Source organism: Streptomyces albipurpureus, assembly GCF_023701525.1.
GTDB lineage: Bacteria > Actinomycetota > Actinomycetes > Streptomycetales > Streptomycetaceae > Streptomyces > Streptomyces albipurpureus.
This window is the reverse complement of record NZ_JAMQAW010000011.1, coordinates 160,596-182,325: the sequence shown is the minus strand read 5'-3', so window position 1 is coordinate 182,325 and position 21,730 is coordinate 160,596. Positions and strand designations below refer to the sequence as shown.

At 66.9% G+C, this 21,730-nt stretch carries 22 protein-coding genes and 1 pseudogene; 8 read left to right on the top strand and 15 right to left on the bottom strand.

Going from position 1 to position 21,730, the window contains the following annotated elements; all coding sequences use genetic code 11:
- Nucleotides 1-365: 365 nt before the first annotated feature.
- Nucleotides 366-1,580 carry a phospholipase D-like domain-containing protein gene (locus NBG84_RS15040; protein WP_250919933.1) on the top strand — a complete coding sequence of 405 codons (1,215 nt, stop codon included), beginning with the start codon at nt 366-368 and terminating at the stop codon, nt 1,578-1,580.
- Between the two features lie 209 nt (nt 1,581-1,789).
- Here the strand turns inward: NBG84_RS15040 and NBG84_RS15035 are convergent, their stop codons facing one another.
- Nucleotides 1,790-2,032 (bottom strand): DUF6411 family protein, encoded by a 243-nt coding sequence (locus NBG84_RS15035; protein ID WP_250919932.1) that lies wholly within the window; start codon nt 2,030-2,032, stop codon nt 1,790-1,792.
- Between the two features lie 443 nt (nt 2,033-2,475).
- Entirely contained in the window at nt 2,476-3,384 is a 909-nt protein-coding gene (locus tag NBG84_RS15030) for a glycoside hydrolase family 19 protein (RefSeq protein ID WP_250919931.1), read from the bottom strand.
- An 842-nt stretch (nt 3,385-4,226) separates the two neighbouring features.
- On the opposite strand from NBG84_RS15030, the gene NBG84_RS15025 reads away from it, so the two are divergent.
- Together NBG84_RS15025 and NBG84_RS15020 are read left to right on the top strand one after the other, a co-directional pair.
- Nucleotides 4,227-4,649, top strand: coding sequence for a hypothetical protein (locus tag NBG84_RS15025; protein WP_250919930.1), 423 nt, complete (start codon nt 4,227-4,229; stop codon nt 4,647-4,649).
- A gap of 389 nt (nt 4,650-5,038) precedes the next feature.
- On the top strand, nt 5,039-5,458 hold the full coding sequence (locus tag NBG84_RS15020) for a DoxX family protein (RefSeq protein ID WP_250919929.1): 420 nt from the start codon (nt 5,039-5,041) through the stop codon (nt 5,456-5,458).
- On the opposite strand, the gene NBG84_RS15015 is transcribed toward NBG84_RS15020, so the two are convergent.
- The 3 genes from NBG84_RS15015 to NBG84_RS15005 all read right to left on the bottom strand — a co-directional run bounded on the left by NBG84_RS15015 (nt 5,451) and on the right by NBG84_RS15005 (nt 8,396).
- Complete coding sequence (locus NBG84_RS15015) at nt 5,451-5,687, bottom strand: hypothetical protein (protein WP_250919928.1); 237 nt, start codon at nt 5,685-5,687, stop codon at nt 5,451-5,453. The genes NBG84_RS15020 and NBG84_RS15015 overlap by 8 nt on opposite strands.
- A gap of 132 nt (nt 5,688-5,819) precedes the next feature.
- Nucleotides 5,820-7,349 (bottom strand): amino acid permease, encoded by a 1,530-nt coding sequence (locus tag NBG84_RS15010; protein WP_250919927.1) that lies wholly within the window; start codon nt 7,347-7,349, stop codon nt 5,820-5,822.
- 51 nt (nt 7,350-7,400) lie between these two features.
- The gene (locus tag NBG84_RS15005) at nt 7,401-8,396 is read right to left on the bottom strand and encodes a hypothetical protein (RefSeq protein ID WP_250920066.1); all 996 of its coding nucleotides are present in this window, start codon (nt 8,394-8,396) and stop codon (nt 7,401-7,403) included.
- A gap of 343 nt (nt 8,397-8,739) precedes the next feature.
- Here NBG84_RS15005 and NBG84_RS15000 point away from each other — a divergent pair, with 343 nt between their 5' ends.
- Nucleotides 8,740-10,209 (top strand): FGGY family carbohydrate kinase, encoded by a 1,470-nt coding sequence (locus NBG84_RS15000; RefSeq protein ID WP_250919926.1) that lies wholly within the window; start codon nt 8,740-8,742, stop codon nt 10,207-10,209.
- A 387-nt stretch (nt 10,210-10,596) separates the two neighbouring features.
- Here the strand turns inward: NBG84_RS15000 and NBG84_RS14995 are convergent, their stop codons facing one another.
- From NBG84_RS14995 to NBG84_RS14980, 4 genes are all read right to left on the bottom strand, one after another.
- Nucleotides 10,597-12,108, bottom strand: a complete 1,512-nt coding sequence (locus tag NBG84_RS14995; RefSeq protein ID WP_250919925.1) for a glycosyltransferase family 2 protein — start codon at nt 12,106-12,108, stop codon at nt 10,597-10,599.
- Nucleotides 12,105-12,278, bottom strand: coding sequence for a hypothetical protein (locus NBG84_RS14990; RefSeq protein WP_250919924.1), 174 nt, complete (start codon nt 12,276-12,278; stop codon nt 12,105-12,107). Before NBG84_RS14990 ends, NBG84_RS14995 begins: the two co-directional genes overlap by 4 nt.
- Before the next feature lie 39 nt (nt 12,279-12,317).
- Complete coding sequence (locus NBG84_RS14985) at nt 12,318-13,568, bottom strand: nucleotide sugar dehydrogenase (protein WP_250919923.1); 1,251 nt, start codon at nt 13,566-13,568, stop codon at nt 12,318-12,320.
- 455 nt (nt 13,569-14,023) lie between these two features.
- Nucleotides 14,024-15,403: a serine hydrolase domain-containing protein gene (locus tag NBG84_RS14980; RefSeq protein ID WP_250919922.1), complete on the bottom strand. Its 1,380-nt coding sequence runs from the start codon at nt 15,401-15,403 to the stop codon at nt 14,024-14,026.
- 422 nt (nt 15,404-15,825) lie between these two features.
- Between NBG84_RS14980 and NBG84_RS14975 the strand changes: the two genes are divergently transcribed.
- Nucleotides 15,826-16,302: a GNAT family N-acetyltransferase gene (locus NBG84_RS14975; protein WP_250919921.1), complete on the top strand. Its 477-nt coding sequence runs from the start codon at nt 15,826-15,828 to the stop codon at nt 16,300-16,302.
- Nucleotides 16,303-16,452: 150 nt separating this feature from the next.
- Here NBG84_RS14975 and NBG84_RS14970 read toward each other — a convergent pair whose 3' ends face one another.
- On the bottom strand, nt 16,453-17,343 hold the full coding sequence (locus tag NBG84_RS14970) for a hypothetical protein (RefSeq protein ID WP_250919920.1): 891 nt from the start codon (nt 17,341-17,343) through the stop codon (nt 16,453-16,455).
- Nucleotides 17,340-17,612: a hypothetical protein gene (locus NBG84_RS14965; protein ID WP_250919919.1), complete on the bottom strand. Its 273-nt coding sequence runs from the start codon at nt 17,610-17,612 to the stop codon at nt 17,340-17,342. The genes NBG84_RS14970 and NBG84_RS14965 overlap by 4 nt, the downstream gene beginning before the upstream one ends.
- A gap of 8 nt (nt 17,613-17,620) precedes the next feature.
- On the opposite strand from NBG84_RS14965, the gene NBG84_RS14960 reads away from it, so the two are divergent.
- On the top strand, nt 17,621-17,893 hold the full coding sequence (locus NBG84_RS14960) for a hypothetical protein (protein ID WP_250919918.1): 273 nt from the start codon (nt 17,621-17,623) through the stop codon (nt 17,891-17,893).
- Nucleotides 17,894-17,991: 98 nt separating this feature from the next.
- On the opposite strand, the gene NBG84_RS14955 is transcribed toward NBG84_RS14960, so the two are convergent.
- Together NBG84_RS14955 and NBG84_RS14950 are read right to left on the bottom strand one after the other, a co-directional pair.
- The gene (locus NBG84_RS14955; protein ID WP_250919917.1) at nt 17,992-18,405 is read right to left on the bottom strand and encodes an ATP-binding protein; all 414 of its coding nucleotides are present in this window, start codon (nt 18,403-18,405) and stop codon (nt 17,992-17,994) included.
- A 271-nt stretch (nt 18,406-18,676) separates the two neighbouring features.
- On the bottom strand, nt 18,677-18,895 hold the full coding sequence (locus NBG84_RS14950) for a DUF6479 family protein (protein ID WP_250919916.1): 219 nt from the start codon (nt 18,893-18,895) through the stop codon (nt 18,677-18,679).
- Nucleotides 18,896-19,132: 237 nt separating this feature from the next.
- Here NBG84_RS14950 and NBG84_RS14945 point away from each other — a divergent pair, with 237 nt between their 5' ends.
- Entirely contained in the window at nt 19,133-20,023 is an 891-nt protein-coding gene (locus NBG84_RS14945; RefSeq protein WP_250919915.1) for an RNA polymerase sigma factor SigF, read from the top strand.
- On the opposite strand, the gene NBG84_RS14940 is transcribed toward NBG84_RS14945, so the two are convergent.
- Both NBG84_RS14940 and NBG84_RS14935 read right to left on the bottom strand, forming a co-directional pair.
- A complete protein-coding gene (locus NBG84_RS14940) occupies nt 20,010-20,186 on the bottom strand; it encodes a hypothetical protein (RefSeq protein ID WP_250919914.1) in 177 nt (58 codons plus the stop codon). The two genes, NBG84_RS14945 and NBG84_RS14940, sit on opposite strands and share 14 nt — an antisense overlap.
- A gap of 278 nt (nt 20,187-20,464) precedes the next feature.
- Nucleotides 20,465-21,031, bottom strand: a pseudogene (locus NBG84_RS14935) (APC family permease); the annotation flags it as partial.
- Nucleotides 21,032-21,234: 203 nt separating this feature from the next.
- On the opposite strand from NBG84_RS14935, the gene NBG84_RS14930 reads away from it, so the two are divergent.
- On the top strand, nt 21,235-21,690 hold the full coding sequence (locus NBG84_RS14930) for an SRPBCC family protein (RefSeq protein WP_250919913.1): 456 nt from the start codon (nt 21,235-21,237) through the stop codon (nt 21,688-21,690).
- Nucleotides 21,691-21,730: the final 40 nt, after the last annotated feature.

Genomic DNA, 21,730 nt, shown 5'->3' with positions numbered 1-21,730 from the left:
CCCCTCTTATGCGTGTGGCGGTGCTCACACGCGTCGACCCCTGCTGGGGGGACGCTCTCCACCTGGGGGAACGCACCGGAAGGAGCTGGGGCGGTCCGTCGTGGACGGGCGGGAGTGTCCGTGTTCGCCGGGCTGGGCGCGGACCATGAAGAAGATCGGCCAGCCGCCTGAGACAGTTGCCTGGTGGCGACTCAGTCACATCGATCATGCGTGCGATGCGTTCCTCGGGCTCGGGGCGGGTTTCTCCCGCCGGTGATGGGGAATCCGGATACGTCGCACTGACTCACCACCGAATCCAGTACACCCCCGGCCGGCGCCGGCACCCATCCCCGGCATTGCCCGCAATCCACCATCGGAGTCAATGAATGTCCGGACAGACCGCTCAGTCCCTCCCCCTGTCGGGGGACCTTCCCGCTCCCGTCGTGGCTGAGCGGGTCCAACGACTGCGCCGCCGCTTGGAGCGGCTGCTGGGAATCGCGATGACCGAGGGCAACGCGCTGCTGCCGCTGCGCAATGGCGATGCGATCTTCGACGCCATGCTGGAGGGCATTCGCTCCGCCCAACACACGGTCGACATGATGACCTTTGTCTACTGGAAGGGCGATATCGCCCGCCAGTTTGCCGAAGCGCTGTCCGAGTGTGCCCGGCGCGGAGTGCGGGTGAGGCTACTTCTCGACGGCTTCGGCAGTCGGCTGATCGAGACTGATCTGCTGCAGTCGATGGAGCGGGCCGGAGTGACCGTGGCGTGGTTTCGCAAACCGCTCTATCTCTCTCCCCTCAAGCAGAACCACCGATGCCATCGCAAGGTCCTTGTCGTCGACGAGGAGACCGCATTCACCGGGGGAGTGGGCATCGCGGAGGAGTGGTGCGGCGACGCCCGCAATGAGAATGAGTGGCGGGACACCCATGTCCGCGTGGAGGGACCGGCCGTGGATGGGATCGCCGCCGCGTTCTCCCAGAACTGGGCTGAGTGCCACGACGAGCTCTTCGACCGGCACGACCGCTTTGTGGAGCAGAAGTCCCACGGTGAATCAGTGGTCCAGGTGGTGCGCGGCTCGGCGAGCTTCGGCTGGCAGGACATGCAGACCCTGCTGCGGGTCATGCTGGAGTCCGCCGAGGAACGAGTACGGCTGGCCACCGCCTACTTCGCCCCCGACGCGTACTTCATCGAGCTTCTCTGCGCGACCGCGCGGCGCGGTGTGCAGGTGGAGATCCTGCTCCCCGGACCACACACCGACAAGAGGGTCTGCCAACTGGCCGGGCAGCACTACTACGAGGATCTCACCGACTGCGGAGTGAAGATCTTCCACTACCAGCCGACGATGATGCACGCCAAGATCATCACCGTTGACCGGGTCGCCGCGCTCATCGGCTCAACGAACTTCAACCGCCGCTCGCTTGACCATGACGAAGAGGTCATGCTGGCGGTCCTGGACGAGGCGTTCGCGGCGACTCTGGACGAGCACTTCGAGGAAGACCTCAAGGTGAGCACACCGATTCAACGAGGCCGTTGGAAGAGACGGTCTCTCCTCCAGCGGGGCCAGGAACTCGCGGTTCGACCCATCCGCCGCTATCTGTGACCCCATCGACAGCCCTGCGGGGCATGGCCGCGTAAGAAGGCCTGGCACGAACTGCTCCCCAGTCATCTGATGGGCGATGACCGGGGAGCTGTTCTGAGGTCGGCGGTGGACGGGATGTGTTTCATCCCGTCCACCGCCGACCTCATCTCAGGAGGGTGCGGGCCCAGGGAGTCCTGGGTGTCTTGGTCCAGCGTCCTGAGACACCACACCTAGAACGGCATCCGCCAGCGGGCCCGACGCCCGGCCGAACCACTGCGGCCCACCGCACGCGAACTGCTGCGGAAGGGCTTGCTGAAGAGACGCCCCAGTACTCCGGGGGCCTTTCCGCCGGCGCGTGAACCGAGTCCGAGGGTGCGTTGGGTGCCGCGCTCGGGATGGCGCGAGAGCCGGGGCACGAAGAAGGCCAGGACGGCCAGGACGATGCAGACGGCGATGATGCCAACAGCGATCACCAGTGACTCCTCACATCGAATCGTTGATATCGCACGCCCCCGAACCGACCAGAAACTCCGGTTGTCCGAGTGAGAAGAGGCGGCGAAGGGACAAGGGCCGGCCTTCGGTACCGGGCGCAGGGGCTGACCCCTTGCGCTGAGCTGCATCTGCCCCGAATGTCGCGCCGCACTCACTTGGGGATGGCCTGGTGGATTTCTGCTGGCGTTTGATGGCCGCGCTGGGTGGTGCTACCGCTTCTCCGCTGTGGAGATCCATGGCTTCCCCACCCGGCAAGGTCGGCAGGTCGGCCAGGGAAGCCCCGGCGAAAACAGCCTCCCGTCGGAATCCGACGGGAGGCTGGCGCGTGGCGGACTACCAGCAAGCCGGGCGGGCCGGAGAAGGTGCTCTCCGGCCCGCCCGCTGTTCGGCGCACTGTTTTCGAGTTCGCCTGTCGGTCAGTTGGTCAGCAGGAGAGGTTCGCTCCGGTGGGCACGCCCAGGATCTGGGTGAAGTTCTTGTAGCGGTTGATGCGGCTCTGGACCTGGGCCGGGTTCTTGCCCTCGCACTCCAGGAAACCGTTGATCGAGCGGATCGTCTGGCCGAATCCGGCCCCGCTCACCATGGCGTCATGACCGGTCACCGGGCCCGGACCGTCCTGGGTGTTCCAGTACCACAGGGCCGTCATCATGGAGATCGCCGGGTCCGTCTCCACCTTCTCGGGGTGGTTCAGCAGATCGATGCCGAGCCAGTCACCCGCGGCCTTGTAGTTGAAGTTCCAGCTCAACTGGATCGGGCCACGGCCGTAGTACGCCGATCCACCCGCGGGGCAACCGTAGGGCTGCGTTGTGTCGCAGTAGTGCGGGTAGTTGTCCTTGTTGATCTCCGTGATGTAGAACAGCCCGCCGCTCTCATGGCTGATGTTGGCGAGGAAGGCGGCGGCCTCCTGCTTGCGCATGGTGTCCGTACCGGTGTGGGCGAACTTGGGGAACGCCTTCATGGCGTCCGTCAGTCCCTTGTAGGTGTAGAACGGATTCCGGCGCGGGAACATCTGGTTGAACTGCTCTTCGCTCACCACGAAGGTGTTGGAGTTCGGGTTCCCGCCCGTGCCACAGGTGTACGCGTCCCAGTAGTAGGTGCTCACCACCGGGTTGTAGCCCGGGTTGTTGCGCTCGGCGATGTACACCTCGCCATCCGTGTACTTGACGATGTCACCGGCCTGGTAGTTGGCGCCGGCGACCCAACTCGGCGCGATGGCGCATTCATCCACCGGCGAGGTGGCAGAAGCCGTGGCGGTGGGCAGAAGGATCGTCGCTGCCAATGATCCGGCGGCGACCACGCCAACCATCAGGGTCTTCATACGGTCTTTGAGCACGAGCTATCCCTTTCGTGCGTCAACGGACGCGCCTGATCTGCCCAGTGGGAACCGGGATGTTCAGGCACTCCGTGGCGGGGGTTGGTAACGCACACTGAATCGCCCCGAGAGGGGGCGAGTCAAGGTATAGACCAATGTTATTTCTGAAACAACGAGCCACATTCCTGCGGCCGTTGGCCTGCGTCCGGTGTGGAGGCCGGGTGGGTGCGCTCACTCTGTGGTGCTTCGGTGAGCATCGGGATTGATCACCCCGGAGCGGTATCTCAGGGTCGACCCCTAGGGGTCGGGAGGGGCCCGGGAAGGGGCATGAGTACGCACCCCGGTGCATTTGCGTCTGCGACCAACTGCAAGGTTTCGGCGGTACCGATGGCTGACTCCACCTAAGGGTGTGACATGGCTTGGTGGGCTGTATGGGCAGGTCGACTACGTTGAGGGGGTGGGTCCCCGCAGGATGGCCCCAGCCGGAGTGAACCAGGAGTGCAATTTGCTTCTTGCGCAAGCCAGTTGAAGACCCGTCAGGGCATGGCGTCACGGCAGGGGTGTCCCGTACATATTTCGGCGCTGCTCGTAGGGGTAGCCGAGGCGCTGGTTCCGGTGGCGTGTGTGCGACTTCTGAGGGGCGGCGGGGTGGCTGGATGTGTCAAGATCGATGATCAAGAAGCATGGATAGAGCCATACGGAAAAGTGAAAGTTACTGCCAGGGGTGCCGCCCCACCCGGTCGGAGCGGATGGGCCCTTGGTGGCCCTGGAGGCAGCGGTGAGTATGGTGCAGATGGTTGTAGGCGAGGTTCGTGTTAGCCAAGCGGTCTCCCAACACCGCCATGGATGGGTGAGGAGACGGAGTGGACCCCTCTCGGTGCAAGGCCGAGCCGGTGTTGAAGGTCGAGGCGGCGCTGAGGTCCCTCGGTGTGGTGCACGAGGACTTCGAGCAGCGCGACGAAGGGGGGCCATGGTGGGCCGAGTGGGGCGGCGAGCTCCGTGGGGCGGATGTGTGGATCGCGCTCATGGGGTTCGGGCGAGCGTCGGACACGGTACGGCTGCTCCTCGACGACTGGGTGTTCGACCAGGTGGCCACGGAAGACGTCGCCGATTTGCTGAGCCAGATCTTCTCGGGCCGGGCCAGGGTCTTCAACGAGCGCAGCCTGTTGTTCTTCACCACCCAGGTGCTGGAGGCATCCGTCCACGGGGTGGGGTACGCCGCGGGCCGTCCGGTCAAGGAGGTCGAGGGCCTCGCCAGCTGGGAGCGGGATCTGTTCAGCGGCTGAGCGTTCCGCGTGAGCCGGAACCTACTGATCAGTAATATGTGGCGCGGAGTCGACTACCGGGGCTCCAGGATCGCTGAGGCCCCTGTCGTACCTTCTCGGTGTCTGGTGGCTGGTGTCCGGTCGGCTCGCAGAGGCCCGCTGATGTGCACTGGGGCTCACAACGGTCCCTGGGCGCCAGATAGCCACTGCGGCCGCGGCGAGCTCACTCTCACCGCGTTGTGCCGCACGGCTCCCACCCACCGTGGAGTGTCCGCGATACCGGCACTGCACCGCTTGATGGGGCGGGAGCATGTCTCAACGGGACCGATCACAACAGGCCCTACCGCCTGATCAGGGGTAATCTGGTCGCAGGCGGTTACCGGTTCAACTGCCTGGATCGGGAGGTCACCATGGACGTCCTGGTACTCATCGGACGCATCCTCTTCGTACTGCTCTTCCTCAACTCCGGCGTGGGGCATCTGGTCAAGACCCAAGCGCTGTCCGGGTACGCGGCCGCGCGGGGTGTGCCCGCACCCGGTCCCGCCGTCATCGGCAGCGGAGTGTTGATGCTGGCAGGTGCGCTGAGCGTACTTCTCGGCATCTGGGCGGACCTCGGAGCGCTGCTCCTCGCCGTCTTCCTCTTTCCGACGGCCCTGCTGATGCACTCCTTCTGGAAGGAGACAGATCCGGGGGCCCGCCAGATCGAGATGAGCGCCTTCTTCAAGGATGTGTCCCTGGGTGGCGCCGCGCTGATGCTGATGGCCTTCTTCTCCTCTGTCGGAGGAGACCTCGGGCTGACGATCACCAGGCCGCTCTTTGACATCAGCTGAGGTGATCGACGCTCGGTCCCGGTCCCGACTGAAGGCCGGACACCAACTGGAAGAACGCCGCTTCATTGCCCGCCATGCCCAGTTCGTTCAGGGCGGCGTCGGCCTCGGCGATCGGTGCGGCCAGCAGAGGCAGCGACGATGGCGAGTGCGGTGGGCCGCTGAGAACGGCCCGGGTGGTCTGGAGCAGTCGAAGATACGCCTGCGCAGCGGCGAGTTCACGATGGGTCATATCGGGCTCCCTGTCACGGAGGTGTCTGAGCGCCAAGCATCTCGCGTCCCACTGACAATTCCCCGCAGGGCGCAGCATGGGGGCCCGGCCCTCCGTCCGAGTGGGCCGGACCCCCATGGGCTGTGCGTGGTGCTACACGATGTGGTCCGAAAGTTCCGCCTGCTCACGGGCTGATCCGTAGGCCTTCGGTGTGCCATAGGAACCACGGGCGACGAACCACCAGATGGTGGCCAGGGTGAGTACCGCCACCAGCGCCACGGAGGCGTAGTTCATGGTGTCGACGGTGACCGGGTTGGACTGGGGCAGGAGGAAGAGGACGGTCACGATGGCCACCCACACCACCGAGATCCACCCGATCGGCTTGCTCCACCTGCCCAGGTTCCAGGGTCCCGGCTCAAAGCGGTCTCCGGCCCGGAGCTTGAGATAGACCGGGATCACATAGGCGGGGGTGATGCCGATGACGTTGATCGCGGTGACCGCGCCGTAAGCGGTCGTGGAGTACAGCGACGGCAGCGCCAGCACGGCCGCGAAGCCCACCGAGAGCCACACGGCGTTGACGGGCGTCTGCGTCTTGCTGCTGACCTTGCGCCAGAGGGCCGAACCGGGGAGCGCGTTGTCCCGGCTGAAGGCGAACACCATCCGGCTCGCCGCCGCGACCTCGGCGTTTCCACAGAACAACTGGGCCACGATGACCACGAGCAGCAGGGCGGTGGCTCCGCCGGTGCCGAGTGCGTCAAGCAGGATCTGGGCGGGCGGTACACCGGTGGCGCTGTTCTGGGCGCCTTCGTAGTCCTGGATGGCGAAGGTCAGACCGGCCAGCAGCGCGAAGCCGGCGATCCAGGAGACCCAGATCGCCCGGACGATGCCCCGGGCCGCCGTGACCGACGCATTGGAGGTCTCCTCGGAAAGATGGGCTGAGGCGTCATAGCCCGAGAAGGTGTACTGGGCGAGCAGCAGACCGATGGCGGCCACATAGATGGGGTTCTCCCAGCCGGTGCCGTTGACGAACTCGGTGAAGACGAACTCCGGGGACTGGTGGTTCTTCGGAACGACCGTCAACACCCCCACGATCAGGGCGACTCCGCCCAGGTGCCACCAGACACTGATCGAGTTCAGCACGCTGACCAACTTCACACCGAAGAGGTTCAAGGTGGCGTGCAGCAGCAGGATGCAGAGGAAGATGACCATCGTGGAGCCGGGGGTGGGGTCGAATCCCCACTGGAGGTTCAAGAACGCGCCGGTGAACAGGGCTGCACCGTAGTCGATGCCGGCGATCGCGCCGAGCAGGCCCAGGAGGTTCAGCCAGCCGGTGTACCAGCCCCACTTGCGTCCGCCGAGCCGGTCCGCCATGTAGTACAGCGCGCCGGATGTGGGGTAGGCGCTGGTCACCTCGGCCAGTGCCATGCCCACACACAGCACGAACAAGCCGACTCCCAGCCAGCCCCAGAGCATGACGGCCGGTCCACCGGTGTTCATGCCGAAGCCGTACAGGGTCATACATCCGGAGAGGATGGAGATGACGGAGAAGCTGATGGCGAAGTTGCCGAAGCCTCCCATACGGCGGGCGAGAACCGGCTGATAGCCGAGCTCTCTCAGTCGTTCCTCCTCATCGACAGGGGACGAGGGGGATGAATTTGACCATCTTGGTCCGGGTATGGACATGCACATGCCTCCGGGGGAAGGTGATGAAACTGAACGGTGATCGGAGAGTGGTCAGAGACCCGCGTCACGAGCGGCCGTGAGGCATCGGGTACGGGCGCGAAGGTAGACATCCTCTGCGAGAGCCGCGTCATTGGGGCTCTGCGAGCGATACAGCCAAGGGGGTGCGGTGTAGTACGGGCCGAGGGCTCTGAACACCCGCGCCGCTTCGATGAATCGGCCCGCACCCCAGAGCGCGTGGGCGAGGTGGTTGAGGTCCAACAGTGAGGACTGGGCCGGATCGACACGGTCGAACCACGCCTCAAGTGCCAGGACCGCCTCTCGGGTCGCGTCGTCGGTGACCCAATGCAGATCGAGTGCCCGCTCGTGGCCGTTGTCCCTGCGGTACCGCTCCACGCGGACGTAGAGCGGGAGTACCAGGAGGGCCGAACCGGTCGGGGCCGCCGAAGCGGCCCACTGGACGAAGTTCACTGCCTCCGACAGGTGTCCACCGGACTTGCGCGCGTATACGAACTGGAGCATCCGATGGTACGCCTCGCGATTGAACGGGTCCCGCTTGTGGGCTTCCGCCAGTAGCCCCCAAGGACCTGAGAACAGCATGGGTCCGGGGGGTACCTGTCGGTGTTCCTCCAGTCGCTGCTTCTCGTCGAGTTGGGCGAGCGCCAGCAGGCACACCCAGGGCACCGGGTCGTCCGGTGCCTGATGGGCGGCAATACGGCAGGCGTCCCACGCCTCGTGCCACAGTTCCTGGGTGCGCTGATGGTCTTCCCGGTGCGCTCTGAGCGCCCGCTCGACCGACACCCGGCACTGCATCACGATGGCGGCGAGCGACGCCGGCTCTTCGCTCCGCCAGGCCTGTACCGCGTCAGAGCCCGCCGCCACGGCGGCGAGCACCTGGGTGCGCTGCGTCCACATCCCCCAGTTCGAGGTGGAGTGGAGCAGGTTTCGCATCGACAACCAGCGGCCCGTCCGTAAATCCTGCATGGCGGTGCGCAGTTCATTGTCATGGCCCGCCGGGTGGTAAACCGGGCGAAACTGGTCCTGGGACATCAGTCCGCCGCCGACCCCGTCGGTCTGCGTCGGCACGGATGTCGAGAAAAGGTTGTCATGGGTCCTCATAAGGACGGGTGGGGGGTGGATGTGGAGTGGATGCCTCGATCCACTCCGGCGTATGCGCGCCGATCTTACTCAACCCTGCGATGACGACAAGAAGTTGATTGATACGGATCCATGAAGTCAGATCCGATCGGGATCGACCTCCCCACCGGAAATCCGCCTTGACGGATGCCGTGACCTGCTCCACCCTGGCTTGTCGTCAATGATCGATGATCAAGGGGTTCTTGACGCATTCGTGATGATCGAGGGTCCCTCCAGCCGAAGAACGTGGTGACCCATGTCAAGCCCCGTACTCGCCGTTGACCAAGGCACATCAGGCACCAAAGCCCTGGTCATCTGCCCCGAACGCGGGGTGATCGGCTCGGGTGCTGCTCCGGTGCGCCCCCGCTACGGTCCGGGCGACAGCGTGGAGGTGGACCCCAAGTCCCTTCTCACCTCCGTGATCGACGCCGGTCGGCAGGCCCTCGCCGAGGCGGGGGAGCCGGTGGCCGCGGTCGGCCTGGCCAACCAGGGTGAGACCGTGCTGGCGTGGGACCCCGTCAGCGGCACCCCCCTGACCGAGGCCGTTGTGTGGCAGGATCGCCGTTCGGCACCGATCTGTGCCGCGCTCTCCTGCTACTCCGATGAGCTCACCCAGCTCACCGGGTTGCCGCTCGACCCCTATTTCGCCGCCCCCAAGATGGCCTGGATCCGGCGTGAGCGAACCAGGGAAGGCGTGGTCACCACCACCGATGCCTGGTTGGCCCACCGGCTGACCGGCGCCTTTGTCACCGATGCCGCCACCGCGAGCCGCACCCAACTGCTCGACCTCGAACGGGTCGCCTGGTCACCCCGGGCCCTTGAGGTCTTCGCGCTCACCGACGAAAGGATGCCGGAGATCGTGGACGCGGCCGGCAGCGTGGGGATGACGCACGCCTTCGGCCGGGAGATTCCCCTCACCGGACTGCTCGTCGATCAGCAGGCAGCCCTCCTCGCACAGAGTGTCACCGAACCCGGAGCCGCCAAATGCACCTATGGCACCGGTGCCTTCCTCCTCGCTCAGACCGGACACACCCCCTGCCGCACCCGAAGCGGACTGGTCAGCTGTGTCGCCTGGCGGTTGGACGGGCGCACCGACTACTGCCTCGACGGTCAGGTCTACACCGTCGCGTCCGCGGTGCGTTGGCTCACCGAGCTGGGCGTGATCTCGGGGGCAGCCGATCTCGACCCGGTCGGCGCGTCCGTGCCGGATGCCGGCGGAGTCACCTTCGTTCCCGCGCTGGCTGGACTCGCCGCCCCCTGGTGGCGCGGGGATGTTCGCGGCTCGCTCAGCGGACTCGGGCTCGGGACCACCCCGGGGCATCTGGTGCGTGCGCTGTGTGAGGGGATCGCCGCCCAGGTGGCCGAGTTGGTCAACGCGGTCTCCCTCGACCTCGGTCGACCGCTGTCCGTGCTGCGGGTCGACGGAGGACTGACCCGTTCCGCCCTGCTGATGCAGACACAGGCCGATCTCCTTCAGATTCCGGTGGAGGTCTCCTCGCTGCCGGACGTCACCGCACTCGGTGTCGGGGCGCTCGCCCGGATGGGCATCGAACCGGGCCTCACCCCCGCGCAGGCGGTACCCCGCTGGGAGCCGTCCACCGTCTACGAGCCCGCCATCGGCGCAGCTGAGGCCGCCGAACGCCGTGGCCGATTCCGTACCGAGGTCGACATGCTGCTAGACCGCGGCGCGGCGGCCCGGCGCCGCGACGCCGTCAGCGGTATCTGAGCGGGAGCGCAACGCCAGAGGGGACAGCGGAGCTGAAGGACAGCAGGTCACTCGGCGGGTACTGCGGCATCCGGCGGCGGAGGCCGGCCAGGCGCGGGCGTTGTGCTCCAGGTGGAGAAGCCACCGCTCTGGTCGCCCCCAACGAGTGCACCCCGGCTCGGTCGGGTTTGCGCTGCGGGCCTCCCAACTGCTGGCGACGCCCCGTATCGCCGTCCTCCAAGACGGCCGAAAGCTCTACCAACAGCGCTGGTCACCGCGGTTTCCTCCCGGTGGATCCCGCTTCTGCGGGCCCAGTGGGGCCCTGGTGGCCCCCGATGGGGGGAGGCCCGTATCAGGGTGTGACGCCGGGACCCGGCGGTAGACGTCATGCCAGCCCGAGGGGGCCACTCACTCCCAGTCCGCTCTGCGAATACGCAGCTCAAGGGTGGTCTCGGTAAGGGGCTCCAGTAGGGCGACAGGGGGCGCCGTTCGGGGTGGATGGACGGGGAAGCCGGACGGGGCGGGTACGGAAGCCGGTATGTCGGGTTCGCCCCGCGTCGTCTCTCCACCGAGGGACACCTCCGCGCCGCCCTGCCGGGTCCCCCACCCGGTGTTCGCACAGGTAGCAGCCCCGTACCAGCGCATAAACCGCAGCACGGTCCAGGCGAACACCACCGCGAGCGGCATCAGCAGCCAGGTGACCAGGCGATTTCGGATGCGTTCATCGGAGCGGACGATGCTCAGATAGCGCAGTCCTTGCGCCCAGCCGATGAGAAAGGGAATGAGAAGAAAGGAGGCGTCCGGAGCATTGTCGTACTTCAGCGGCTCGATCACCAGAAGCCACACCAGGACCGAGGTGGACAGGGCGACCTGGAACCAACGCAGCAGATGAATCCAGTAGGCCACACCCTCCAGGGGGAGATAGCGCATACGCCACAGGGAACGGATCGTTGAGCCGCGCATCCAGCGCAGATACATACGGCACAGATGCCCGAACTTCTCCGGCATCGCCGAGAACACGACCGCGGTGGGTTGCTGAACCGTCTTTCCCCGGAGCAAGGCGTACAGCGTGAGCAGACTGTCGTCCGACATGGTCACCGGACGGCCGCGGAATGTCTCACCCAGATAGGCGTCGAGGTTGTCCCGAATGACCTCAGCCCGGTACGCGGCCAACGGGCCGGAGTTGACCAGCACGGCTCCCACCGTTGACAGCGCGGACCTGTCGACCAACTGACCCGTCAACAACCAGAGATCGGTGATCCGCGCCAGCAGATTGGCACGGTGATTGGTGGCCAGAACGATCCCTGCCACCGACTGCACCGACCGACGTCGAAACGGAATCAGGATTTCCTCGATGGCGTTGGGCGCGAGACAGCTGTCGCTGTCGAGCGTCACATAGATATCGGCCTCCGGGCTGACCCGCACCCCATGGCCCTGAGCATGGCGTTTGCCTCCATTGGCAACGCGCCGCCAGGTCGTCCGCACGCCAGCGCTTTCGGCGGCCGCCAGCCACCACTGCCGTACCGCGCCATACTCCGTGCTGGTCGAACCATCGTCGACGATATGCACGCTGTTGGGGCGCCTGGTCTGGTGCAACAGGGACTGGAGACCGAGTCGAAGATATCCGTCATCCTCGTTGTAGACCGGGACGAGGACGGCGACATGCAGCTCGGCGAGCCGGCGAGCACTGCGTGGGGTTGCCCGGTAGGGCCGGTCGAAGTGGTACATCACGGTCTGGGCCATCAACAACACGAAGGTGACCGCCCAGACCGCGCCGAGCCGGCCGCGGGTCGCATCGCCGAAGTGGGTTGCCGCGATGGCGTGCTGCGCCGCCCACGCAGCCGCCGCGGTGAGGGCGATGGCCCCGGCGAGGACCGTACCGGAGTGGTGGGGGTGGGCGGCGAGGGGTCTTGGGGTCATCGTTGATCAGCCGTGCGATCGCGGCGGAATCCCACCCGGATCAGGATGGCACCCGCACCCACGACCAGGGCGGCGATGCCGAGGAGCCACCAACCGGTGACGATGGTCCCACCGACGATGATGGCACCGGCGGCCGAGCCGGTACGGGCGAGCTGGGAGTTCTCGGACACGGTTCCTCGCTTGTTCTCTGGGATCTCGGACGGCAACTGCTAGAGGTGCTCGATGTGGTCGCCGGCCGGCACCGCACGGCGGGTGTCCAGGACGTACGAGGCGTTCTGACGCACGGAGTGGAAGTCGAACTCGGGATGATCGGTCAGCACCACGACCGCATCCGCTGCCGCTATGTCCTGCGGGGTCACCGCGGTGAGGTGAGCCGAGCCGGGCGCGCTGGCCAGATGCGGGTCGGCGGTGGTGCAGTGGGCGCCCTTCGCGGTCAGCAAATCGACCACACTCCGGGCCGGCGACTCGCGGGCGTCGGCGGTGCCGGCCTTGTACGTCAGGCCCAGAGCGAGAATTCGCGCGCCCTTGAGGCACTTGCCGTACCGGTTGAGAGCGTTCTGGAGGCGTTCGACGACATAGGCGGGCTGACGTTCGTTGACCTCCTGCGCGAGTTCAACGAAGCGGAAGGTCTCACCGAGCTGCTGTCGCACATGGTGGGAGAGATACACCGGATCGATCGGCAGGCAGTGCCCGCCCACTCCTGGTCCGGGAGTGAACCGCATAAAGCCGAAGGGCTTGGTGGCGGCACAATCGAGGGCGTCACCCACATCGATTCCCAGTAGGTGCCCCAACTTGGCGAGTTCATTGACCAAGGCGATGTTCACATGGCGAAAGGTGTTTTCGAAGACCTTGGCGAGTTCGGCCTCCTCCAACCCTCGGGCGGGCACGGTTACCTCGACGAGAGTGTCATAGAACGCTTGGACCTGGGTGAGGCAGTCGGCGGTCAGACCCGATACGACCTTCGGTGTGTTCTCGAACTGCCAGACGGCATTGCCGGGGTCGATGCGTTCCGGGCTGAAGCCCACGGAGAATTCACGGCCTGCGACGAGTCCGGACCCCTCTTCGAGCAGCGGGATCAGAACATCGCGCGTTGTGCCCGGGTAGGTGGTCGACTCCAACACGACGGTGGAGCCGGGCTCGATGTAGCCGGCGAGGGCACGCGCCGCATCACGGATGCAGGTCAGATCCGGTGCCCGGTTGGTGAGCGGGGTCGGGACCGTGATGACCGCGATGTCAAAGCCCTTGAGCTCGCGCGGGTCGGAGGTGGCTCGGTAGCCCTGCGAGTCGATCGCTTGACGCAGCCTGGCAGAGGAGATGTCCTCCACATAGGACTCGCCGGAGAGCAGACGTGAGCATCGCGCGGGATTCGGTTCGTAGCCGATGACCTGATGCCCGGCCTCAGCCGCGCGCATGGCCAGGGGAAGCCCGACATAGCCTTGTCCGAGTACGGTGACGTTCATAGGGGTGGGGGTCTCTCTGCTCGCGACGCGGATCTCCGCCAGCTGCTTCGGCCAGAGGGAGGACTGAAGAGATCGTCGAGCCCGGAGCAGCGGTTCAGAATGCGGCTCACGGGGTGGATGGTCTGCCTGGTGATGGCCGGCCTCTCGTTCAAGGGCGTGCGGGCCCATGTCATGGCAACTGATGTACGCCGTGTAGCTGTTGGTGCTGTGGAGATTCCAGCGGACAGGGAGTCTCCTGTGGCGCTTTTTTGCCTTTCCATGGCACACATTGGCTCGTTCTCATGTAGCCCTGTGATGCTTGCTCGTGGCACCGATGAGGTCCGCTCCCACCGCGAGCCCCCCTGTGTTGCACTGGGTAACCGGTCCGGTCCGTCGAAGGACTGCGCGCGTCATCGGCAAGCGAGGGGCAGTCGACCTCGATCGAGGCTTGACCGGGCGCCCGGCGAGGCAGGTCCCTAGCTGGTCTTCGGGGCGCACCGCATGCCGATGTAGCAGCAGGCCGTGCCGTCGGGGAGGGTTGCGAAGACCACGGGCATCCAGTCCTCGCTGAAGGAGGGGCCGGCGCCGGACGCGGCGAAGACCGTCCCGGAGAGCGGGGTCAATTCCATGTCCAGCGGCGGGGAGAAGTCCTTCATGCCGTCGACGAACTCGTACCGCAGGTGTGGCGTCCCGTCCCCCTGGGTGCTGACGGTGATGACGACTCCTTCACGCCGGTAGGTGCCGACCAGCGGTGCCATGTCCACAACGGGCGGTTGGGCTGCGGGCCCGAAGGCGTCCGGCATGCGCACACCGGCCAGTTCGGCGAGCAGTTCTCGCATCAGATCGGCGTAGAGCAGCCGGGCGGCACCGCCGTTGGTCAGCAGTACCACTGCCACCTGGGCCTGGGGTACCACGCGTAGATAGCCGTACTGGCCGATCGAAGCGCCGTCGTGACCGTACCCCGTGGTGCCGGACCAGTCGTACAGCGACCAGCCCAGACCCCAGCCGTCCGCGCTGACGGTCCACTTGTCGGGTACGTCGACCACCCGTTGCTGCATCGTGGCCACGGTGTCGCTGTCCAGTACGCGGGTGCCGTCCTCGGCCGTGCCGCCGGCCAGGTGCATCCTGGCGAGCCTGAGGACATCGCCGGCGGTGGCCAGGACCCGGCCGTAGGGACCTGCCGAACGCGGCATCATGTCCCAGGCCGGCGCCGGATCCGGCTCCGGACCCTCGCCGGGGAGATGGCCCATGGCGGTCCGGAAGCTCAGTGCCTCCTCAGGCAGCGTCATCGTGTGGGTGAGGCCGAGTGGCGCGACGAGCCGCTCCTTCAGGGCCTGGTCCCATGTCCCGCCGGTCACCACTTCGACGATGCGGCCGAGTACGTTGTAGCCGACGCTGCTGTAGGAGATCGCGGCCCCCGGCGGGCAGTCCAGGGCCACGTCTCTGGCGGCCTCGACATACCGTGCGAGGCAGTCGTCGCCGCGTCCGCTGTCATGGGTGAAGTCGCAGGTGAGGCCGCTGGTGTGGCTGAGCAGCTGCCGAATGGTGATCGACTCGGTGGCATCGGAGTCGGCGACGGAGAAGTCGGGCAGTACATCGAGGACCGGGGCGTTGAGGTCCAGCTCGCCCGCTTCGGCCAACTGCAGCACCAGTGTGGCCGTGTAGATCTTGGCTATGGAGCCGAGTTGAAACACCGAGTCGGTGGTGGTCTCCACGCCGGTCCCCCGGTGCAGCAGACCGCTCGCCAGTTCGTGGATCTCCCCGTCGGCGAGTACCGCCAGCGTGGCACCCGGTACGTGGTGGGTGGCGCGCAGTTCGTTGAGGCGGGCCTGCCAGAGAACGGGGTTGAACGTCATCGCGATTCCTTCCAGAGGTGCGTACTCTTCCGGTTCGCACACTGTACGTACGGCCGCACAGTGTGCGCAAGTACGTACGACGTTCGGGGTGATGCTGTGGGAAGGGTTGACCGGCGGGCCGCTGACGGTCGGTACGCACCCGGCCTCCCTCCGGTCCGATCGTGCTGGAGCGCGATGGATCACCGCAGTCCTCGGTGAGCGGGCCGAAGCCGCCAACGGGGGTTCCACCGCACCCTCGACCGTCCGTGCCTTCCGGCACCCTGACGCGCCTTCGGCCGCTGTGGACTCGGCTGTGGACTCGGCGTGGCCGGCCCGACGGGGGGACCGTATGGACCGGGCCCGTGGTCCTGGGCGCGTGGTCGTTGTCAGGCCTGGGTGACAGGGTGTGGGGGAGTGCTCGTGACGAGATGAGGGCGGCTGCGATGGGTGTATCCCTGAGAGAGGTGCGGGACGGCGATCTGCCCGTCTTCTATGCACACTCGATTGATCCCGAGGGGCTTCGGATGGCGGCGTTCACCGCCGAGGAACCGTCGGACCGGGCACGATTCCATGCCCATTGGGCACGGATTCGGCAGGATCCGGCGGTCCTTGTGCGCGCTGTCGAGGGGGAGTCGGGAGGGGTTCTCGGGCATGTGGCCGTCTTCGGCCCGGCCGGGGAGCGCGAGGTGACCTACTGGATCGGGCGGGAGCACTGGGGGCGTGGGGTGGCCACCGCCGCCCTGCGGGAGCTCCTCGGCCTGGTGTCGGAGCGCCCGCTGTACGCCCGTGCCGCTGCGGACAACGAGGGTTCGATCCGGGTGCTGGGAAAGTGCGGCTTCGTGGTGACAGGTGGTGAACGGGGTTTCGCGAACGCCCGGGGGAAGGAGATCGACGAGGTGCTTCTCACCCTGGACCGATGACCGATGACCGATGACCGATGACCGAGGTCGATGGGCGCGATGGCGCCGACGCTGTGCCTCGCGGTGTGTCCGGGAGCGCAGAGCCCGACTGGGCGACGCCGAAACCGCCGAGGAGGGTGACGAGGGGCGTGCGCTGTGCGGCAGCCGGCGTCAGGGGGTCTCGGGCGGCCGTAGGCGCAGAATGAGCTGGTCCGCGGCCTTCAGCATGGCCTCGGTTGTGGTCAGCTGGGCGCTCAGCTGTTCCAGCTGCTTTGCTGAGACAGCGTTCTTCGCCTCTTCCGAGCGGGCCCATTCGAAGAACAACCGGGCTCTTCTGTCGTTCAGTTCACTCTCCTCCTCGACCAGACCCAGCCGGTCCTCTCGCATCAGCATGAGCTCCTGACGGAGATGTGCGATGCGTTGGTTTAGTTCGTCCCTTTCCTGCTCCAGCGACACGATTTCGCGGCGCAACTCGTCCTTGCGGATGTGCTTCTGCCGGAGTTGCCGCTTCAAGTCAGCGATCTCGTCCGCGATCTGGTCCCGCGCATCAATGCTGACCAGGAGCTCTTGGCTCGCGGCTGTCGCCAACTGATCGATCTGGGACAGATCGTCCTTCACCGCCCCCTGCGCGGCGTCGATGTCCGAGATGGTGGCGGTGGGGGGCAGGCTGCGACTCATGGGGGCGGCGGAGCGGGTGGTCGGAGGGGGCTGCTTCAGACTGCCGTGCCTGCGCTGGTGTTCCACTCTCAGCCGTGCGACTTCCTCCCAGCGAGAGCGCCATCTCCGGACACGAGGATCCCCATCGTCCACGGGCGCACCGGTCTCATGGGTGAGCAGGGCTCGGACGATGCAGATCAGATTGTCCCGGCTCGGCAGGTGCTTCCCGTTCATGGCATCGCTGATCACCGAAGGAGCCAGTCCCGTCGACCGGGTGAGCGGGCCCCGCATCGACGGTCTGCCGCATCCGATCCAGAGGTCGCTCAGCCCCTGGGCCAAGACGGCGAGCTCCGTGTGGTATCCCCGGGGCTCGCCATGCCCCGTTTCGGCGGCTAGGCCGGTCATCGATCCCCCTGACGACAGGTGAGGGACCCACCGTAGACGATGCTCTCGCCGCCCGTACGAGGGTCGACGAGCACGGCCGGTCGATCGGCCGCGACCGGGCTGTTCCGTACGCCCCCGGACAACTGCGGACGCTCGCGGTGTACGGCGCCGGCCGACAACGGTCGTGTCCGTACGGGTCCGTACGGGTCCGTACGGGTCCGTACGGGTCCGTACGGGTCCGTACGGGTCCGTACGTGACTCCTACCGAGATCGGCGAACGAGCGCTGCACTGGTGGACATGAACACCGAAGAGAGCAATGGGCACCCACCCCTGCCGCAGCCGGATCCGCTTCCGCCGCTCCCTCGCTCGGTCCCAGGGCGGTCAATGGAGCCGGGCTCGGTTCCCCCGCGGCCTGTCCACAGGGAACTACTCGATCTGGCCGCGCTACTCGTGCTGATCACCCTGGCCACGCTGGTGTTCGCCATCGCGGGCCCGACCGCCCTCACCACGATCACCGGAGTCGGAGTGGGCCTGTTCACCATGTGGAGATCCGCACGAACCGGGCGGTGACGGCATCGAGAAACCTCCGCGCCATCCCGAACGGCACTCCCCGGCACTCCTCGAACGGGGCGCGCGGAGTGGGCGTCGACAGCCCGGCTGATCGGTTGCTATCGCAGCAGACGGGCGTGGACGGTCTTACCCGACCCGGGGTTGGCAACGATCGTGACCCGGTCCGCGAGATGGTTGACCATATGCCAACCGAAGCCACCACCGATGCCGCCCAGGTCGGGGGTGCGTTCGTGCGGCAACTCCGCGCTGGGGTCGCTGACGGACACGGTCATGCAGTCCGGGTCCGCGGCGAGGGCGAGGGTGTACCTGCCCCCGCCGTGGCGCAAGGAGTTGGTGACGAGTTCGGAGACAACCAGAAGCAGGTTGTCCGTGGCGTCGGCGCCCGGTGCGGGGGTGAGCGCGGCTGCGAAGGCCCGGCTGGCCTGGCGGGCGTCATGGATGAGGGCCGAGTGGTCGCCTTCCACCGCCACGGCGGCCCGCGCCGGCGCTGTGATGTTCCTGGTGCCGTTCATGCATCCGCGCCCTTCACAGCTGGTCGTACCGCTCCGATTAGACGCGCCTGCCCGTTTCGGGCGCCACCACACCTCCTGATCGACGAGCTCCGGCTCGACACGTGTCGCATCGGATGCGCCACCCCTCCCGTTCGCCCACCACCGGGACGGGCGACGCGGGGATCGTCGAGGTCAGGGATTCGCGGTGCCCGCTCACTTACCTCCTCCGAGACACCTGTACCTGGCAAAGGCCACGCCACCGCAGTCGCGATCGGGCCGCAAGGGCCCGGTCCTAGTCATGGCGGTCGGGGTCGGTGGGGGTGTCCGGCGGCTGCCAGGAGTCGGAGCGGGGCTGGGGGCCCTGGGGCGGTTTCGGCTGGCGGCGGGTGCGTCGGCTGCCGACCCAGAAGGCGGTCAGCAGCCCGGCTACGAGGACGACACCGACGAGGATCAGAAACAGCGACGCCGAACTCCCGGCGGCCAGGACGAGGTGCGGGTCATGTTCGCTCATACGCCCCGTGTACCTGGGCAGAGATCGTCCACACCCGCAACGCTCCGCCGATGTGCCGACCTGCTACCCGTTCGGCCCAGCTCCGAGGGTGGGGCACTGAGGTACGGACCTGGGGGTACAGGTCTCGGGGATAGCGCATTCGGGCCATGCGCGGGTGAGGGGGCCGCGCCAGGTGTGCGCACCGGGGGTTCGGGCAGGTGCAGGTTCACATCCGCGCTCGAAGGGAGCCTGGCCGCGATGACGAGCGTCCTATCCGCACCGCCCTGTGACAGCACCCTGTACGGGCAAACGACCGGCACCGCGCCGGTGACCGGCCTCCCGCAGGTCGCCGACCCTTCCCGGATCGCCCCCAGGGACGCGAAAAGCCTGTCGGAGGTCTTCTTCGCCCGCCTCCGGATCCTGGAGGAGGGCACGGCGGAGTACCAGTACGCTCGCAACACCCTGATCGAGATGAACCTCTCCCTGGTGCGTTTCGCCGCCGGCCGGTTCCGCAATCGTGGCGGCGGGGAGATGGAAGACATCGTCCAGGTCGGCACGGTCGGTCTGATCAAAGCGATCGACCGGTTCGACCTGAGACGCGAAGTGCAGTTCACCACGTTCGCCATTCCCTACATAGTCGGGGAGATCAAACGCTACTTCCGTGACTCCTCCTGGGCGGTCCACGTACCGCGCCGGCTCCAGGAGCTGCGCACCGAGCTGGCCAAGGCCAGGGACGAACTGGCCGCGGAGCTGGGCCGCGACGCGACCGTCGGAGAGCTGGCGGAGTTCCTCGGTCTGAGCGACGACGAGATCATCGAAGGCATGGTGGCGTCCAACGGGTATACCGCGGGCTCGCTCGACCTTGCGACGGCTGACTCCGAAGATGCCCCAGGGCTGGGGGGACCGACATACGGTGATGTCCTGGGCGATGTCGACCCGGCGATGGAGCTGGTGGAGGACTTCCGGTCTCTCGCGCCGCTGCTGGAGGATCTGGACGCCCGTGACCGGCGCATCCTGGAGATGCGTTTCGGGCAGGAGATGACCCAGGCAGCCATCGGCGATGAACTGAACCTGTCCCAGATGCATGTCTCCCGCCTCCTGACCCGCACCCTCGGCAGGCTGCGGAAGGGAATGCTCACCGAGCACTGAAACCGGCTGGGCCCGCGACCGCGGGCAGGGGCCGCACCGCCCACTCGGCGGCCTTGTCGCCGACCAGCGCGGCCGCCCCCGCCGAACCCAGCTCCCGAACGGTGTGTCCTACCGCCGTCGTCCTGCTCTCGTCCCGACGGCTCGCACTCTGGCAGTCACTCAAGGCACCTCTGGCGACATCAGATCGGGCTGACCGTTCATCAGGCGCCCACACCCCGTTTCGGCCGGCCGCCACCCCCGGCGCGGCGCGCTCATCGAGAGAAGCCCAACAACACAACCTCCTCGGTTCCCGCGAACATCGGACGGCGGAGTCCGCCGCACGGGGGGTCGCGGTTCAGTGGTGGTGCCGGGACCGTGCTGCGGCGATGGCGCCCAGTGCCGCGCCGACAGCCAGTACGAGGAGTCCTCTCAGCCAGACGCCGGATTCGATCTGGGTCGCGAGTACGACAGCACCGCTCCGCTCAGCAGGGCTGCGGCGGGTCCTTCGTGAGGGGTGCCCAGCTCGATGAGCCTGCCCGCGTCTCCGTCACCGCGCAGCACGATCCAGGCGCCGAGCCCGACCACGAGGAGCAGTCCGCTGACCTCGATCACCGTGGCGACCACGTTGGCCCGTGTCGACTCGCTGATGCCTCGCGCGTTCAGCAGCGCCAACGCGGTCAGGAAGACGATCGTCACCAGCACCACGGGGAGGGAGACGAACTCGGACAGGTAGTCGCCGCCGAACCCGCGGGTCAGGGCGGCCACGGACACGACACCGGCGGCGAGCATGCAGAAACCGGCGAGGAACCCGAGGAACGGTCCGTACGCCAGGGTGGCGTAATGCGAGGCACCGCCCGCGCGCGGGTATTTGGTGACCAGCTCCGCGTACGAGGCGGCCGTCAGCAGGGCCAGGCACAACGCCGCGAGCAGGGGAGCCCACACCGCGCCGCCGGATTCGGCGGCGACCTGGCCCACCAGGACGTACACGCCCGCGCCGAGGACATCGCCCAGGATGAAGAAGTAGAGCAGGCGGGTGGTCAGAGCCTTCTTGAGCGGTAGCGGGGAGTCGGGTTTCGGGGGGCTCACGGGGGGAGTTCTCACGGGGTGGCGTATACCCGGTGGGGTGTGCGACAGGCGGCAGATCCCTCGGTTGCTTGCAAGAGTGAACGAGTAGGCCCGAATGGGCCGGGTACGCGAAGGCTCCGGTGTATCCGATGCAATCTGGAGGACCGATGGCCGTACGGCACCGATTGATCAGAAGTACCGTGGACGATGTCTGGGCGGTCCTCGCGGACAGTACGCGCTACGGCGACTGGGTGGTGGGAACGTCGGAGTCCCGGCCCGAGGACGGTGTTTGGCCGCGGGTCGGTTCCAGCATCGCCTACACCGTCCGGCTCGGACGGTGGTCCGTGGCGGGAAGCACCGTCGTCCGGCGTTGTGAGGCCCCTGGTGTGTTGGAACTGGAGGCCGACAGCGGACGGCTCGGCACCGCCAGAATCGCCCTGGAGATTCGACCTTGGGGGGAGTACGCCTTGGTGACCATCGATGAACACCCCCTGCGCGGACCAGCGGGGAAGCTCCACAACACCGTCGTGGACGCGCTGATCCAGCTACGCCACCGCAGCATGCTCGCCCGATTGGCGGACACGGTGGAGAAGGCCCCCAAGACCGCGCACCAGGCAGTCTGACGGTACGTCTGCTATCACCCGGACGGCCCCGAAGGACACG